This window comes from Streptococcus sp. CF8_St5-11 (assembly GCF_024295625.1).
GTDB lineage: Bacteria > Bacillota > Bacilli > Lactobacillales > Streptococcaceae > Streptococcus.
In genome coordinates this window covers 437,833-452,896 of the sequence record NZ_JANCOJ010000001.1, presented here as the reverse complement: position 1 = coordinate 452,896, position 15,064 = coordinate 437,833, and the positions used below count along the sequence as shown (strand labels likewise).

The 15,064-nt window shown below is 43.7% G+C and carries 17 protein-coding genes; 16 read left to right on the top strand and 1 reads right to left on the bottom strand.

Features of this window, described 5'->3' with window-relative positions; all coding sequences use genetic code 11:
- Window positions 1-60 precede the first annotated feature (60 nt).
- The 16 genes from NMM13_RS02185 (at window position 61) to NMM13_RS02110 (ending at window position 14,017) form a co-directional block, all read left to right on the top strand.
- Entirely contained in the window at window positions 61-1,434 is a 1,374-nt protein-coding gene (locus NMM13_RS02185) for a M20/M25/M40 family metallo-hydrolase (RefSeq protein ID WP_070675164.1), read from the top strand.
- Window positions 1,427-2,494 (top strand): methionine ABC transporter ATP-binding protein, encoded by a 1,068-nt coding sequence (locus tag NMM13_RS02180; protein ID WP_070675161.1) that lies wholly within the window; start codon window positions 1,427-1,429, stop codon window positions 2,492-2,494. Before NMM13_RS02185 ends, NMM13_RS02180 begins: the two co-directional genes overlap by 8 nt.
- Window positions 2,491-3,183 (top strand): methionine ABC transporter permease, encoded by a 693-nt coding sequence (locus tag NMM13_RS02175; protein ID WP_003008487.1) that lies wholly within the window; start codon window positions 2,491-2,493, stop codon window positions 3,181-3,183. The genes NMM13_RS02180 and NMM13_RS02175 overlap by 4 nt, the downstream gene beginning before the upstream one ends.
- Before the next feature lie 12 nt (window positions 3,184-3,195).
- The gene (locus NMM13_RS02170) at window positions 3,196-3,792 is read left to right on the top strand and encodes an MptD family putative ECF transporter S component (RefSeq protein WP_254727289.1); all 597 of its coding nucleotides are present in this window, start codon (window positions 3,196-3,198) and stop codon (window positions 3,790-3,792) included.
- The gene (locus NMM13_RS02165; protein WP_045759785.1) at window positions 3,782-4,630 is read left to right on the top strand and encodes an S-adenosyl-l-methionine hydroxide adenosyltransferase family protein; all 849 of its coding nucleotides are present in this window, start codon (window positions 3,782-3,784) and stop codon (window positions 4,628-4,630) included. The genes NMM13_RS02170 and NMM13_RS02165 overlap by 11 nt, the downstream gene beginning before the upstream one ends.
- 14 nt (window positions 4,631-4,644) lie before the next feature.
- Window positions 4,645-5,196, top strand: coding sequence for an ECF-type riboflavin transporter substrate-binding protein (locus tag NMM13_RS02160; RefSeq protein ID WP_003008479.1), 552 nt, complete (start codon window positions 4,645-4,647; stop codon window positions 5,194-5,196).
- 294 nt (window positions 5,197-5,490) lie between these two features.
- The gene (locus NMM13_RS02155; RefSeq protein WP_003005328.1) at window positions 5,491-5,685 is read left to right on the top strand and encodes a helix-turn-helix transcriptional regulator; all 195 of its coding nucleotides are present in this window, start codon (window positions 5,491-5,493) and stop codon (window positions 5,683-5,685) included.
- Between the two features lie 27 nt (window positions 5,686-5,712).
- A complete protein-coding gene (locus NMM13_RS02150) occupies window positions 5,713-6,195 on the top strand; it encodes a DUF6773 family protein (RefSeq protein WP_254727285.1) in 483 nt (160 codons plus the stop codon).
- A gap of 10 nt (window positions 6,196-6,205) precedes the next feature.
- Complete coding sequence (locus NMM13_RS02145) at window positions 6,206-6,697, top strand: DUF6773 family protein (protein ID WP_254727282.1); 492 nt, start codon at window positions 6,206-6,208, stop codon at window positions 6,695-6,697.
- A 150-nt stretch (window positions 6,698-6,847) separates the two neighbouring features.
- On the top strand, window positions 6,848-7,831 hold the full coding sequence (locus tag NMM13_RS02140; RefSeq protein WP_254727279.1) for a rhodanese-related sulfurtransferase: 984 nt from the start codon (window positions 6,848-6,850) through the stop codon (window positions 7,829-7,831).
- Between the two features lie 100 nt (window positions 7,832-7,931).
- Entirely contained in the window at window positions 7,932-8,837 is a 906-nt protein-coding gene (locus tag NMM13_RS02135) for a DUF4299 family protein (protein WP_254727276.1), read from the top strand.
- Between the two features lie 157 nt (window positions 8,838-8,994).
- Window positions 8,995-9,768 carry a nucleoside phosphorylase gene (locus tag NMM13_RS02130; protein WP_021153738.1) on the top strand — a complete coding sequence of 258 codons (774 nt, stop codon included), beginning with the start codon at window positions 8,995-8,997 and terminating at the stop codon, window positions 9,766-9,768.
- A complete protein-coding gene (locus NMM13_RS02125; RefSeq protein WP_247919960.1) occupies window positions 9,769-11,472 on the top strand; it encodes an ABC transporter ATP-binding protein in 1,704 nt (567 codons plus the stop codon).
- Window positions 11,444-12,274 carry an energy-coupling factor transporter transmembrane protein EcfT gene (locus tag NMM13_RS02120; RefSeq protein WP_254727273.1) on the top strand — a complete coding sequence of 277 codons (831 nt, stop codon included), beginning with the start codon at window positions 11,444-11,446 and terminating at the stop codon, window positions 12,272-12,274. Before NMM13_RS02125 ends, NMM13_RS02120 begins: the two co-directional genes overlap by 29 nt.
- A 4-nt stretch (window positions 12,275-12,278) precedes the next feature.
- On the top strand, window positions 12,279-13,031 hold the full coding sequence (locus tag NMM13_RS02115; RefSeq protein WP_254727269.1) for an SDR family oxidoreductase: 753 nt from the start codon (window positions 12,279-12,281) through the stop codon (window positions 13,029-13,031).
- Window positions 13,032-13,114: 83 nt separating this feature from the next.
- Entirely contained in the window at window positions 13,115-14,017 is a 903-nt protein-coding gene (locus NMM13_RS02110) for a carbohydrate kinase family protein (protein WP_155199914.1), read from the top strand.
- 330 nt (window positions 14,018-14,347) lie between these two features.
- Here NMM13_RS02110 and rsmG read toward each other — a convergent pair whose 3' ends face one another.
- The gene (rsmG, locus tag NMM13_RS02105) at window positions 14,348-15,061 is read right to left on the bottom strand and encodes a 16S rRNA (guanine(527)-N(7))-methyltransferase RsmG (protein WP_254727267.1); all 714 of its coding nucleotides are present in this window, start codon (window positions 15,059-15,061) and stop codon (window positions 14,348-14,350) included.
- Between the last annotated feature and the right edge of the window lie 3 nt (window positions 15,062-15,064).

Genomic DNA, 15,064 nt, shown 5'->3' with positions numbered 1-15,064 from the left:
AGTGTATGAAGGAGGTGGAGAAGCAATTCTCTACCTCTTATCGTGTATTAGGAGGAATGCATGCCTTTTGCCACAGAAGCGGAACAAATCCGTAAATTTGAAAATGATGAGGTCGCACAACATTATTTTGAAGTGTTGCGAACATTGATTTCAAAAAAATCCATCTTTGCCCAACAAGTTGGTCTCAAGGAAGTGGCCAACTATTTGGGGGAAATTTTTACAGCTGCAGGAGCCAAAGTCGAAGTTGATGATAGCTATACAGCTCCTTTTGTGATTGCCAAATTTTTCTCGCCAAATCCTGAAGCCAAAACCATCATTTTTTATAACCACTATGATACGGTACCAGCTGATGGAGACCAACCTTGGACGGGAGACCCCTTCACCTTATCGGTCCATTATGGAACCATGTACGGTCGAGGGGTTGATGATGATAAGGGGCATATCACAGCTCGTCTCACAGCTCTTCGAAAATACATTCGTGAAAGTGGCGATTTGCCAGTCAATATCACCTTTATTATCGAAGGGGCAGAGGAGTCTGCATCGACTGACTTGGATAAATACTTGGCCAAACATAAGAAACACTTGCGTGGGGCAGACCTCTTAGTGTGGGAACAAGGTACCCGAAATAATCAGGGTCAGTTGGAAATTTCCGGTGGTAGCAAAGGGATCGTCACATTTGATATGGTGGTGAAGAGTGCAGAAGTGGATATCCATTCCAGCTATGGCGGTGTGGTGGACTCTGCTTCTTGGTATTTGTTAAATGCCATCGCCAGTCTTCGTGACAAAGAAGGCCGAATCTTGGTGGATGGGATTTATGATCAGATCCAAGAACCCAATGAACGCGAACTAGCTTTGATCGAGCAATATGCCAACAAAGGACCAGAAGATGTAGCGGAAACCTATGGTCTAACCCTTCCAATCTTGAAGGAAGATCGAAAAGAATTCCTGCGCCGTTTTTATTTTGAACCAGCCCTGAATATTGAAGGCTTTGGCTCTGGTTACCAAGGCCAAGGTGTTAAAACGATTCTTCCGGCAGAGGCACGTGCCAAGATGGAGGTGCGTTTGGTTCCTGGACTGGATCCCAAGGATGTCTTAGAAAAGATCAAGCAACAATTGAAGAAGAACGGTTATGATCAGGTCGAATTGGTCTATACTCTCGGTGAAATGAGTTACCGAAGTGATATGAGTGCCCCATCGATTTTAAATGTCATTCGGCTGGCCAAAGACTTCTATAGAGAAGGAGTTTCTGTTCTTCCAACAACAGCGGGAACAGGGCCAATGCATACGGTATTTGAGGCTTTGCAGGTGCCGATGGCAGCCTTTGGAATTGGCAATGCTAATAGCCGTGATCATGGGGGCGACGAAAATGTGAAAATTGCCGATTATTACACCCATATTGAATTGATAAAGGAGTTAATAGTAAGTTATGAGTAAAGCAATGATTCAGCTGGACCACATTGATGTGACCTTCCAGCAAAAGAAACGTCAGATCCAAGCCGTCAAAGATGTGACCATTCATATTAATGAAGGCGATATCTATGGGATTGTAGGGTATTCCGGAGCCGGAAAATCGACCTTGGTTCGGGTGATCAATCTCTTGCAAGTGCCTAGTGCCGGAACCATCACTGTGGATGGGGATGTGATTTATCAAGATCAGGTGACCCTAAAACCGGCTGCCCTTCGGGAGAAACGTCGGGATATCGGAATGATTTTCCAACACTTCAACTTGATGGCTCAAATGACTGTTGCAGAAAATGTAGCCTTTGCTCTTAAACATTCTAAATTAAACAAAGAACAAAAGAATGAGAAAGTGGCGAAATTGTTGGAATTGGTTGGTCTAGCTGACCGTGCAGAAAATTACCCAGCCCAATTGTCTGGTGGTCAAAAGCAGCGGGTAGCGATTGCGCGTGCCCTTGCCAATGATCCAAAGATTTTGATCTCAGATGAGTCAACTTCCGCCCTGGATCCAAAGACGACCAAACAAATTCTAGCTCTGTTGCAAGAATTGAACAAGAAACTTGGTTTAACCATTGTCTTGATCACCCATGAGATGCAAATTGTCAAAGATATTGCCAACCGGGTAGCAGTCATGCAAAATGGCGAGCTGATTGAAGAAGGGTCTGTGTTAGATATCTTCTCGAATCCGAAAAATGCTTTGACGCAAGACTTTATCACAGTTGCAACAGGAATCGATGAAGCCATGGTGAAAATCAATCAACAAGCGATTGTGAAGAACTTGCCAGATGACTCGATTTTAGCGCATCTCAAGTATGCGGGTTCTGTGACAGATACAGCTATCATCAATGATATTTACAAGCAGTACCAAGTATCTGCCAACATTTTATTTGGGAACATCGAGATCCTTGATAACACGCCTGTTGGAGAATTGGTGGTCATCTTATCAGGTGAAAATCAAAATCTGGAAACGGCCAAAGCTGAGTTAGAAAATGCAGGAGTTTCCGTGACTATTGTGAAAGATGGGAGAAAAGCATGATCCAGTTAATTCAAACATATTTACCAAATGTCTATAAATTAGGGTGGTCTGGCCAGTATGGATGGGGAACCGCTATTTACTTGACTCTTTACATGACCGTTATTTCCTTCATTATTGGTGGATTTTTAGGTTTGGTGACAGGACTTTTGTTAGTCTTGACCCGTCCAGGTGGTGTCATCGAAAATAGAATCGTTTTCCAAATTTTGGATAAAATTACTTCCTTGTTCCGCGCCATTCCTTTCATTATCTTGTTGGCCTTTATTAATCCTTTGACCTACTTGCTCTTGAAAAATACCATCGGTCCTACAGCGGCCCTTGTTCCGCTATCCTTGGCTGTCTTTCCTTTCTTTGCCCGCCAAGTCCAAGTAGTCTTGTCAGAATTGGATGGAGGCGTGATTGAAGCAGCACAAGCCAGTGGGGCAACCTTCTGGGATATTGTTGGTGTCTACCTTCGTGAAGGGCTTCCTGATTTGATCCGTGTAACAACAGTGACCATCATTTCCTTGATTGGAGAAACCGCCATGGCGGGTGCCGTTGGTGCTGGAGGATTAGGAACCTTGGCCATCAACTACGGGAAAAACATGTTTAACAATGATGTCATCTTTGTGGCGACCTTATTGATCCTGATTCTTATCGTTCTGGTCCAATTTATCGGGGACTTCCTTTCGAAGAAAATTAGCCACCGTTAGGATCAGTATCCAATGAATAGAATAAATGTGAATCAAATAAAACAAGTTGGAGCCTTCACTTTCCTCTATTTTCTTGCGATTGGACTGGGGGTCTTAGTTGGAAATCTGGTCGATCATCAAGGAAATATGTTTTATGCTCCTGCCTTTTCAGCCTTGTTTGGCGGGATGATCTACCGCTATTATCTAGAAAAAATAAAAGGAGTTGGATCTATCTTTATAGTTGGCTGCGTGATTGGATCCTTCTTCCTCTTTTCGCGTCATGGTGCAGGGGCCTTTATTCCAGCCTTGATCGCCGGAAGTTTTGCGGAAATGGTCGCCTCAAGTGGTCGTTTTCGCTCGAATTTACGAAATGCCTTGTCTTTTGTTATTTTTGCCTTTGCGACGACAGGGCCCATTCTTATGATGTGGTTCTATCCAGCCAGTTACCGCATGTCGTTACTGGATCGTGGTAAATCGATAGACTATGTCAATCGGGTGATGGTATCACCAGATCTAGCGACCATCACTTGGTTTGTCCTCACGGTCATACTGGGTGCTGGATTAGGATGGGGACTATCGAACATCCTTCTTCCATTATTGGCCAAAAAAGGAGATAAAGATGCACAATAATTTACTAGTTCTTCAGTCAGACTTTGGTTTGGTGGATGGAGCAGTATCAGCTATGATTGGGGTTGCTTTAGAAGAATCACCAACCCTTAAAATTCACCACTTAACTCATGATATTACCCCCTACAATATCTTTGAAGGGAGTTACCGTCTCTTTCAGACAGTAGATTACTGGCCAGAAGGGACAACCTTTGTTTCGGTGGTCGATCCTGGTGTCGGTTCCAAACGAAAGAGTGTCGTAGCTAAAACGGCGAAAAATCAATACATTGTCACTCCGGATAATGGAACTCTCTCTTTTATCAAGAAACATGTAGGGATTGTTGCTATCCGTGAGATTTCAGAAGTGAAGAACCGCCGGGCCAATACAGAGTTTTCTTATACCTTCCATGGGCGTGATGTCTACGCCTATACAGGAGCTAAGTTGGCCAGTGGCCATATTAGTTTTGAAGAAGTCGGACCAGAACTCAGTGTCGAACATATTGTGGAAATCCCAGTGGTTGAGACGGTTCTTGAGGACAATCTTGTTAAAGGTGCAGTTGACATCCTAGATGTGCGCTTTGGTTCTCTTTGGACTTCCATTACTCGGGAAGAGTTCAATCATTTGGCACCTGAATTTGGGGAACGTTTTGAAGTGACCATCTATAACAATGACATGCTGGTTTATCAAAACCAAGTAACCTACGGCAAGTCTTTCGCCGACGTGCGGATTGGACAGCCAATCCTTTATATCAATTCCCTTTACCGTGTTGGTCTTGCCATCAACCAGGGATCCTTTGCCAAGGCCTATAATGTAGGAGTTGGGGCTTCTTGGCATATCGAGATTAGAAAAATGGAAAATTAATAGGAGATATCATAATGAAACAGAAATCATTATTTTCAATTAAAGATGTTGTAGCTATTGGGGTTGGAGCAGCCCTCTTTGTCGTGATTGCTATGTTGCAAATCCCTGCACCTGCACCGAATACGAGCATTCAGTTGCAATATGCCCTTCAAGCTCTCTTTAGTGTAGTCTTTGGCCCAATTGTCGGCTTCTTAATCGGCTTGATTGGTCATGCCATTAAGGACGCTATGTCAGGTGGTCTTTGGTGGACTTGGATCATTTCAAGTGGTTTGTTTGGACTCTTTGTTGGTTTCTTCCGCAAACAAATCGGTGAATTTAAAGGGGAAGTGACAAAGAAAGAATTAATTGTCTTTAACGTTGTTCAAATCGTATCCAACCTTGTGATCTGGGGCTTGATTGCTCCGGTTGGAGATGTCTTGATCTACAAGGAAAGTGCCAATAAAGTCTTCCTACAAGGTGTTGTTGCGGGTTCATTTAATGCATTAACAGTAGCTGTTGCAGGTTCTCTTCTCTTGATTGCTTATGCACGGACTCAAACAAAAGATGGAAGTTTGACCAAAGATTAAATGTACAGAAGATAAGAGAGTGGGACAGAAATCGGTAATTCGTTAGAATTCAATTTCGTCGTCCCACCTCCGCACAGTTGAGTAGGGCTGTAAAAGCTGATGAAATCAGCGTAGTAGAGCCCACTCAACCACTGCGTCTTGCTCGACAATCCAAAAATAATTGAGAGGCTAGGATTTTTGTCCCAGCCTCTTTTTTGTTTTATCAAAAATATTTTTTACAAAATGGAAGATATATATTGCAAAATAGAAAATATAGTGTATAATAAAGCTATAAAAACAAGAAAGGAAAAGCCTGTGGCGAAAAATCTCAAATTAAAAATGGCCCGGGTCGAGCATGATATGACCCAGGGGGATCTTGCAGATGCCATCGGGGTGACACGCCAGACCATTGGCCTGATCGAGGCGGGAAAGTATAACCCAACCCTCAGTCTCTGCCTTGCCATCTGTAAGACATTGGATAAGACGCTGGATCAACTGTTCTGGGAGTAACAGTTTTAACATAGAAAGAGGAAACATATGAAACAAAAGAAAGAACCAATTGTAAAAGATGAACGGACCATGCTACTTGATGGAAAAATCGCAGGAGAACTTGTCCTTGGCATGACCTGCTTTATTGCCCTATCCGCCTTTGTGAAATCCAGTATCCTGGACTTAGACCTAGTCGCTTATCTCCCTGAGATGTTCCTTCTGATTGCCATGGGAGCCTATGCCTTTGTGAGAAGGATCAGTTCAGGGATTGATGTTCGAGATATGTTAGAAAAAGATAGCTGGTTGAGTCGCCTTGGGTCAGGTCTATTCTTTGCTGTGCTTGTGACAGCTATGGATGTGATTGGAAAACGAGAGGCAACGAGCTTTATCTTGAGTCCCAAGTATCTGGTCAAAATTCTATTAGAAATTCTCGTCTTTGCCATCCTGACAGATCTGCTTGAAAAACCACTTGCTCTTATCAATCGGAAAAAACAAGCAAAGATCGAGGCAGAATTAGAGGATGAAGAATAAGGAGGAAGAGATGAGATTACAATTGCTGAACAAACAAATCATAGATGAACGAGAAGAAGGCCTAGCTAATAAGGCTGGTGCTGAGACAGCTGGTTTTCTTTTCCTTGCCTTAACTGTTTTTAGTGTAGGATCCATTTTTACATCTAAGGTGGGGCTCAGTCCAATCATGGTGGTAGCCTTACTCATCGTCTCAGGATTGTATTATTCGGTGCGTTGTCAACGATTGGGTGTGAGATTTATCAGTTATAGCTATCTAAATGTGACGGGAATTGTAGCAGTAACCTCAATTCTCTCCTTGTTCATCTGGGCTCAAAATTTTCAATTAAACCAGGCTGTCTATCAGGCCAATCCCTTCCATTCAAAATTCTTACTAGTACTTCCTATTACCTTTTTACTAAATCTTCCAATTGTATGGGGAGTGAATACCCTTGTGACGCTTCTTGCAAAAGTTGAGAAAAAACGCTATGAAGCCTATCTGGATCAGTTGGAAAAGGAAGAGTAGAAAGTTGAAACCCTGGTTTCGTCCTATAAAAGTCTGGGAAACCAGGCTTTTATTTTTCAGTCAAATAAATTGCATTCGTTTTCTTGGGAGAGTATACTGGTATAGTTGAATGAAAAATTCTGATAATTTAATCTTAGAAAAGAGAATGACATGGCAAAACCTATTCGTGTATTACTTTACTATAAATATGTTCCCATCGAAAACGCGGAACAATTTGCGGATGATCACTTGGCCTTCTGTAAATCAATCGGCCTTAAAGGACGTATCCTAGTTGCTGATGAAGGGATTAACGGAACCGTTTCTGGTGACTACGAAACAACGCAAAAATACATGGACTACGTTCACAGCCTTCCAGGGATGGAAGACCTCTGGTTCAAGATCGATGAGGAAGAAGAGCAAGCTTTCAAGAAGATGTTTGTACGTTATAAGAAAGAGATTGTCCACCTTGGTTTAGAAGATGATAACTTCGATAACGATATCAATCCCCTTGAAACGACAGGTGCTTATTTGTCTCCAAAAGAGTTTAAAGAAGCTCTTCTCGACGAAGATACCGTTGTCCTTGATACTCGGAATGACTACGAGTACGATCTTGGTCACTTCCGTGGGGCTATTCGTCCAGACATCCGCAATTTCCGTGAATTGCCGCAATGGGTCCGTGATAACAAGGAAAAATTCATGGACAAGCGTGTTGTCGTCTACTGTACTGGTGGAGTCCGTTGTGAGAAATTCTCGGGTTGGATGGTGCGTGAAGGCTACAAAGATGTTGGTCAATTGCACGGTGGTATCGCGACTTACGGAAAAGACCCAGAAGTTCAAGGCGAACTGTGGGATGGGAAAATGTACGTCTTTGACGAGCGGATTGCAGTCGATGTCAACCATGTCGATCCAAGCATTGTCGGAAAAGACTGGTTTGTTGGAACACCATGTGAACGCTATGTCAACTGTGGAAATCCTTTCTGTAACCGTCGCATCTTGACCTCAGAAGAAAACGAAGACAAGTACCTCCGTGGCTGCTCACATGAGTGCCGGGTTCACCCTCGCAATCGCTATGTAGAAGAACACAACTTGTCACAAGCAGAGGTTCGTGAGCGTTTAGAGATTATCGGTGAGACGCTTGATGGAGCACCTGCATAATGGAAACAAGCAGTCTGAAAACTCAGGCTGTTTTTTATATGGAAATTGATTGAAAATTGTGCTATACTTTAGGTAAGCGATTTCACAAAGGAGAAAACAAATGAGTATCGTGTTTTCAATCAAAAATAAAAAGAGCTTATTTGGCTATCAGAAAGTACTCGCAGCACAGGAAGTTCTTAAATTAGTGGAGGGGTTAACAACCTACAACTATGATCCTGCCACCCTTCATCGTCCCTTAAATGATTTTGAAAGCTTGAACTGTATCGTATTTGGCAAGAGCGGTCTTCCTCTGCAGTTACGCTATTTTGATGAGGAAGAGTCTTATCAGATTCAGGTGCCCTCTTTTGCGATAGAAGAAGATTGGCAGTTGGCCCTTCGCTGGATCAGTCGCCTAGGAGAAGTATTAGGAACGGAGATTGTGGCTAGCGACGGCGTGAGCTATACTCCAGATTCTATTTTCCATTTTGATTATGAAGTCGTTATCCTAGAAACGCTGGGGAATTTGACAAAAGAAAAAGATCTAAAAGAGTTTGAAGTGCAAGGCTTCGCTCATCCAGTCTATTTGGATCGGGATACAGTGCAGGAAGTATTGAACCATGTCCATCCACTAGAAGCCTACTCTGCCTTTATCAAGAAGATTCAATATAGTGCAGCTTATTTCAGTCAAGTCCGTTTTTATCAACAGGAGGAGACAGGAGCCTTCTTAGCCAGCTATAGCTTGACAGAAGATACGGATACGGTCTTGCCAAGCGTGCCACATGTTCCTGCAGAATATGTAGAAATTGTGGGCTTAGCGGGTATCAGTGATTGGCGGGTTCTATTGGTAGCGATCGATGGAGATCCTGATAAGCCAGAAAATTACCATCCAATTGGGTCTCTTGCACTGAAGAATCTATTGGCAGCGCTAGAGCCAGATGAATTCCAGCTGCTAGATGCTAGTCAAATTGAAATCAAAAAATTGTCCAAAGAACGGTTGCTAGAATTAGCGCAATTGGAAAACAAGTAAAAAATATCGAAGTGAACTGTCCTTCCGACGTTTGATCCGAAAAATCTAACGTCTGGAAGCAGTTCTTTTTTATGCTCCTTCCTTTGATCAAAAACCAATGACTAGGCTAATTGTGGTATAATAGGGGCCTAGAAGTAGAATGAAAGAGGTGCACGAAATGCTGTTAGAAGAATTTGATGCCAATCGACAGGCGATTATCAATCCACAAGACTTACACCAACCAATTGAAGGATTTCCCAAAGTAGTCATCTCTTGCTTTTCAAGAGTAACTTTTGCTCGCCTCCTTGAGAATTACGATCATGAGGTCATTGCAAGAACCTCCATGGCCAACTTTGAAGTCCTGGTCTATGGGATCACTATTGAAGACCAACAAATTGCTGCCTTTAATGCACCCGTTGGGGCTGCTTCCTGTGTGGGGATTATAGAGGATTTGATTCAATTTGGGATGGAAAAACTGGTGCTCTTTGGGACCTGTGGGGTTTTAGACCGTGATATCGAAGCGACTTCCATCATCATTCCAACGGCTGCTCTTCGCGACGAGGGGACCAGTTACCACTATCTGCCGGCTAGTGATGAAGTGGAAGTAAACAAGAAAACCCTCCCTCTCTTCCAAGCCTTTCTGGATAGTCACAAGGTTTCTTATCAGTCAGGAAAAGTGTGGACGACAGATGCACCCTACCGGGAAACCATCGACAAGATGAAGCGACGAAAGGAAGCAGGAGCCATCTGTGTGGATATGGAATGTTCGGCAGTGGCAGCCCTAGCAGTTTATAGAGGCTTTGAGCTCTGCCATTTCTTCTATGCAGCTGACCACCTCTCGGAAGAAAAATGGGATATCCGAACCTTATCTAGTCATGAAGATTTAGATAGCAAGGATCGCATCGCGGAGTTAGCCATCCAATTTGCGCTATTTTGGGAAAAGGCAAACTAAATGAAAGAAGCAATGATTGAACTGAAGGATTTTTCCTTCCAATACAAGGCACAGTCTGAACCAACCTTGAAAAATCTCAACTTAACCATTTATAAGGGGGAAAAGGTTCTGATTGTTGGGCCGTCTGGTTCTGGTAAGTCAACCATTGGCCAGTGCTTAAATGGGATTATCCCTAATATCTATAAGGGAACCAGTAGTGGGCAATTCCTCATTCAGGGGAAAGAAGCCTTTGATCTCAGTATTTATGAGAAATCTCACTTGGTCAGTACGGTTTTGCAAGATACAGATGGCCAATTTATTGGTTTGAGTGTCGCAGAAGACTTGGCTTTTGCTCTTGAAAATGACATGGTGGATCTGGGAACGATGAAAGAGCGTGTGCAGAGTTGGGCAGAACGCTTGGATTTGATGAAGCTCTTGGATCATCGGCCACAAGATTTGTCCGGTGGGCAAAAACAGCGAGTGAGCTTAGCAGGTGTTCTGATTGACGAAAGTCCGATCCTCCTTTTTGATGAACCACTGGCTAATCTAGATCCCAAGTCGGGTCAGGATATTATTGATCTGATCGATCAGATTCATGAAGAACAGGGGACGACCACCATTATTATCGAACACCGTTTAGAGGATGTACTCTACCGTCCTGTCGATCGGGTTATCTTGATCAATCAAGGTCAAGTTCTCTTTAATGGGAGCCCAGATGAGTTGTTGAGGACGACACTGCTGGCTGAAAATGGGATTCGAGAACCCCTCTATTTAACAACTCTTCGCCAGCTAGGGCAGGATATCGATCAATTGGAGCATCTAGATCGTCTAGAAGATATCGAACTTACTGGTGTGAATCGTTCCATTCCAGAAGCGACCTTTACTAAAACTGGTGAGACGGAAGAACTATTGAAGTTGGAGCAGATTTCCTTTGCTTATCAAAAGGATCATCCGATCTTAAAAAATATTTCCCTCAGTATACCTAAGGGGCAGCGCTTAGCGATTGTCGGGAAGAATGGGGCAGGGAAATCAACTCTTGCGAAAGCCATCTGTGGATTCATTACTACAGAAGGGCAATACACCTCTAGAGGTGAAGATATCAAGCAAGAGAGTGTCAAGGAACGGGCAGAGCGAGTCGGCTATGTCCTGCAAAACCCCAATCAAATGATTTCGAGCAATATGATTTTTGATGAAGTCGCTCTAGGTTTGCGCTTGCGGGGGATATCGGAAGAAGATATTAAGGAGCGTGTCTATCAAGCACTGAAAACTTGTGGTCTTTATGAGTTTCGTAAATGGCCGATTTCTGCTCTCTCATATGGGCAAAAGAAACGGGTGACCATCGCCTCTATACTAGTTTTAGGACCAGAAATTTTGGTCTTGGACGAGCCGACAGCAGGTCAGGACCAACGCAATTACACTGAAATCATGGAATTTCTAGATAGCTTGCAAGAAAAAGGCCATACCATTGTCATGATTACCCATGATATGCAGCTGATGTTGGATTATTCTGATCGTGCCCTTGTAGTATCAGACGGACAAATTCTAGCAGATCTCCCACCTGCAGAGCTGTTCACTCATCCGGATATTTTACAAGAGGCTAATCTCAAAGAGACTTCGATTTTTGCCTTAGCCAATCGATTAGGAATGGATCCCTTGGCGCTAACGCAGTTTTATATGCAACAGAAAGGAGCAGGTCATGAATCATCGATTAGTCGGCTACCATGAGGGGACGAGTTTTCTTCATCGCCTTTCAGGTGCGAGTAAGTTACTCTTTCTTCTTTTTGTATCTCTTGCGGCCATGTTGAGTTATGATACCCGGCTCCTTCTAGGAATTGGTGTGGGCGCCTTACTGTTATTCTCTACAGCTCGTATTCGATTTCGGGATATTTCATTTGTACTTGCATTTGCTCTTGTTTTTGCACTGTTAAATGTTGTCATGGTCTATCTCTTTGCCCCCCAGTATGGTGTAGAGATCTACGGGGCAAAGACGGTACTGATGAAGGGGTGGGGCTCCTATAGTATCACCTCGCAGGAACTCTTTTATCTTTTTAATCTAGCTCTTAAGTATGTCTGTACCATACCTCTAGCCTTGATTTTTTTGATGACGACCCATCCTAGTCAGTTTGCTTCAAGCCTCAACCAAATTGGCGTATCTTACAAGATTGCCTATTCTGTCAGCTTGACTCTGCGTTACATTCCTGACGTACAAGAAGAATATCAAACGATTAAATTGTCTCAGGAAGCTAGAGGGGTGGAGTTGTCCAAAAAGGCCAAGCTGATCAAGCGGATCAAAGGCAATTTACAAATCATCTCTCCCTTAATCTTTAGCTCACTTGAGCGGATTGACAGCATTTCTACAGCCATGGAATTACGTCGCTTTGGTAAAAATAAAAAGCGGACCTGGTATTCTCATCAAGCCATGGAAATGAAAGATTATGGGATGATTCTATCAGCCTTGGCTGTTCTGGTTTTGAGTATTGTCCTGATCTTTCTCAATCAGGGACGTTTTTACAATCCATGGAGGTAATGACATGTCAGAAACGATTTTAGTAACAGGAGCTTCAGCTGGTTTTGGTCAAGCGATTTGCCGTCGCTTAGTAGCAGATGGATACCGTGTGATCGGATCAGCTAGACGCATCGATAAATTACAGGCACTTCAAGAAGAGCTGGGAGAAGCCTTTTATCCCCTGCAAATGGATGTGACGGATCTTTCTCAGGTAGATCATGCACTTGCCAGTTTGCCAAAAGATTGGGAGAAAGTGGATGTTTTGGTCAATAATGCTGGCTTGGCTCTAGGCCTCGCCCCAGCTTATGAAGCAGAGGTCGCAGACTGGCTGACCATGATTCAGACCAACATTATCGGTCTGACCTATTTGACCCGGCAAATCCTCCCCCAGATGGTGGAAAGAAATGACGGTTATGTCATCAATATGGGGTCAACTGCTGGGACAGTGCCCTATCCAGGGGCCAATGTTTACGGGGCATCCAAGGCTTTTGTCAAGCAATTCTCCCTCAATCTTCGGGCGGATCTAGCTGGCAAGAAGATTCGTGTCAGCAATATTGAACCTGGTCTTTGCGAAGGGACAGAGTTCTCTTCTGTTCGCTTTAAAGGAGACGAAAAACGGGTAGAAGCTCTCTATCGAGATGCCCATGCCATTCAGTCTGAAGACATTGCCAACACTGTAGCTTGGTTGATCCAACAGCCCAAGCATGTCAATGTCAACCGGATTGAAATCATGCCGGTTTCCCAAACCTTTGGTCCTCAACCCGTTTATCGTGATTAAAAAGAGAAGCAACCACTCCACAAGGGGTTGGTTGTTTTTTATCTTTCCTCTGGTATAATAGAAGGCAAAGTAAGGAGAAAAAGATGACAGCTGCGTTAATTATTGGTTCTACCGTTTGTGATGTGATGATTTACTTGGATCGTTTGCCAAGTCGTGAAGGAGATGCCCATATTGATCACCAGCAATGGTCTGTGGGAGGTTGTGCCTTTAATGTCGTTAATATCCTTCATTTTTTGTCGCAACCCTACCGGTTTGTCTCGCCAGTCGGTTCTGGAATATATGGTGATTTTATTCGGAAAGAGCTAAAACAATTAGGGATTTCCTCTAGTATCTCATTAGAAGGGGCCAATGGTTGCTGTTACTGCTTTGTAGAGTTTGATGGTGAGAGGACCTTCTTATCGGACCACGGAGTGGAGTATAGCTTCCAAGCAGAGTGGCTAAAAGAGATTGAGACAGATCGGTTTGATTACATCTACTTATGTGGCCTTGAAGTCGAGGAGCCAACCGGTCTTGCATTGGTTCAGTCTGTTTCGCAACTAGAAGGCCAGGTGATTTTCGCACCTGGGCCACGCGGACACTTGATTCCAAAGGATCGACTGGAAGAAATTTATGATCTGCATCCGATTCTCCATGTTAATGAGGCTGAAGCACTGGCTTTCTCAGGGTGTAGAGAGATCCAGCCAGCCATCGAATACTTGTATCAGAGAACGGGGCAATTGGTCATTGTCACCTTGGGTGAAAAAGGCGCGGTTGCCTATGATGACAACTGGTATGAGGCAGACGGTTTTCCAACAGAAGTCGTCGATACAGTAGGCGCTGGAGATAGCCATGTGGGAGCCTTCATATCCGCCCGTTTAGAAGGCTTAGACATTGCGCAAGCCTTAAGATTTGCCAACAAAGTCTCTAGCCAGATTGTTGCAAGTAAGGGGGTTCATCTGACAAAAGAGCAGCAAGAAGCCCTGCGAACAGAATTGAAACAAAAATAAAAAAGAGAGTGGGACAGAAATCGGTAATTCATTAGAATTCGATTTCGTCGTCCCACCTCCGCACAGTTGAGTAGGGCTGTAAAAGCTGATGAAATCAGCGTAGTAGAGCCCACTCAACCACTGCGTCTTGCTTGACAATCCAAAAATAATTGAGAGGCTAGGACTTTTGTCCCAGCCTCTTATTTGACTTTTATCCTCTTAGCCCTTTGTATCTTACTGAAATGAACACGGGCTGCGGATTGTGTCAAAAAGATGAATCCTCCTAGAATCTTTTGGATTCTGCGTCGAATTCCCTATTTTGACTTTATCCGCTTAGCCCTTTGTATCTTACTACAATGGACGCTTATTGGGCATGCCTGCTTTTCTTGGGTATTTATTGGGGGTTTCTTTTTTCTTTTCTACAAGAGTGATATAGCGTGGATCCCCATTAGGCAATTCATACTGTAGATTGTCTTCAACCTTGCTAAAGAGCAGATTGAGGGCGTTTTTGGCTTCCTCCAACTCTTCTGGAGCATTGCTAGCCTTGAGAGCAAGAAGCTGTCCCCCTACTTTCAGATAGGGAATGGTCAGTTCAGACAAGACCTGCATGCGGGCAACCGCGCGGGCAGTTACGATATCAAATTGGGCACGAAAGGCCTTGTCTTGTGCAAAGTCCTCAGCTCGTCCATGGTAGAAACGTACTCCGCTCAAGCCCAACTCTTCAGCCAGCAAGTGAAGAAAATTGATCCGCTTATTAAGGGAATCAATGATGGTCACATCTAGTTCAGGGAAAAGAATCTTCATAGGAAGGCTCGGAAAGCCGGCGCCAGCCCCGATATCCAAGAGACGGATGGGTTGGTTTTCGATCAAACCCTGTAAAATGGGTGCGATCGAATCATAAAAATGCTTGAGATAGACTTCGTCTTTTTCGGTGATGGCGGTGAGATTAATCTTTTCATTCCATTCCACGAGGAGCTCGAAATAGCGTTCGTATTGCTCTTTTTGACGATCAGTTAATGGAAAGCCGAGATCGGCTAAACGGACATAAAATTCTTCTGGTTTCATGCT

Coding starts and splice junctions, on each gene's coding strand:
- NMM13_RS02150 (WP_254727285.1), top strand. CDS start 5,713: ATGAAACAAAAGAAAGAACCAATTGTAAAAGATGAACGGACCATGCTA.
- NMM13_RS02115 (WP_254727269.1), top strand. CDS start 12,279: ATGTCAGAAACGATTTTAGTAACAGGAGCTTCAGCTGGTTTTGGTCAA.
- NMM13_RS02175 (WP_003008487.1), top strand. CDS start 2,491: ATGATCCAGTTAATTCAAACATATTTACCAAATGTCTATAAATTAGGG.
- NMM13_RS02180 (WP_070675161.1), top strand. CDS start 1,427: ATGAGTAAAGCAATGATTCAGCTGGACCACATTGATGTGACCTTCCAG.
- NMM13_RS02120 (WP_254727273.1), top strand. CDS start 11,444: ATGAATCATCGATTAGTCGGCTACCATGAGGGGACGAGTTTTCTTCAT.
- NMM13_RS02165 (WP_045759785.1), top strand. CDS start 3,782: ATGCACAATAATTTACTAGTTCTTCAGTCAGACTTTGGTTTGGTGGAT.
- NMM13_RS02170 (WP_254727289.1), top strand. CDS start 3,196: ATGAATAGAATAAATGTGAATCAAATAAAACAAGTTGGAGCCTTCACT.
- NMM13_RS02135 (WP_254727276.1), top strand. CDS start 7,932: ATGAGTATCGTGTTTTCAATCAAAAATAAAAAGAGCTTATTTGGCTAT.
- NMM13_RS02160 (WP_003008479.1), top strand. CDS start 4,645: ATGAAACAGAAATCATTATTTTCAATTAAAGATGTTGTAGCTATTGGG.
- NMM13_RS02140 (WP_254727279.1), top strand. CDS start 6,848: ATGGCAAAACCTATTCGTGTATTACTTTACTATAAATATGTTCCCATC.
- NMM13_RS02125 (WP_247919960.1), top strand. CDS start 9,769: ATGAAAGAAGCAATGATTGAACTGAAGGATTTTTCCTTCCAATACAAG.
- NMM13_RS02110 (WP_155199914.1), top strand. CDS start 13,115: ATGACAGCTGCGTTAATTATTGGTTCTACCGTTTGTGATGTGATGATT.
- NMM13_RS02185 (WP_070675164.1), top strand. CDS start 61: ATGCCTTTTGCCACAGAAGCGGAACAAATCCGTAAATTTGAAAATGAT.
- NMM13_RS02130 (WP_021153738.1), top strand. CDS start 8,995: ATGCTGTTAGAAGAATTTGATGCCAATCGACAGGCGATTATCAATCCA.
- rsmG (WP_254727267.1), bottom strand. CDS start 15,061: ATGAAACCAGAAGAATTTTATGTCCGTTTAGCCGATCTCGGCTTTCCA.
- NMM13_RS02145 (WP_254727282.1), top strand. CDS start 6,206: ATGAGATTACAATTGCTGAACAAACAAATCATAGATGAACGAGAAGAA.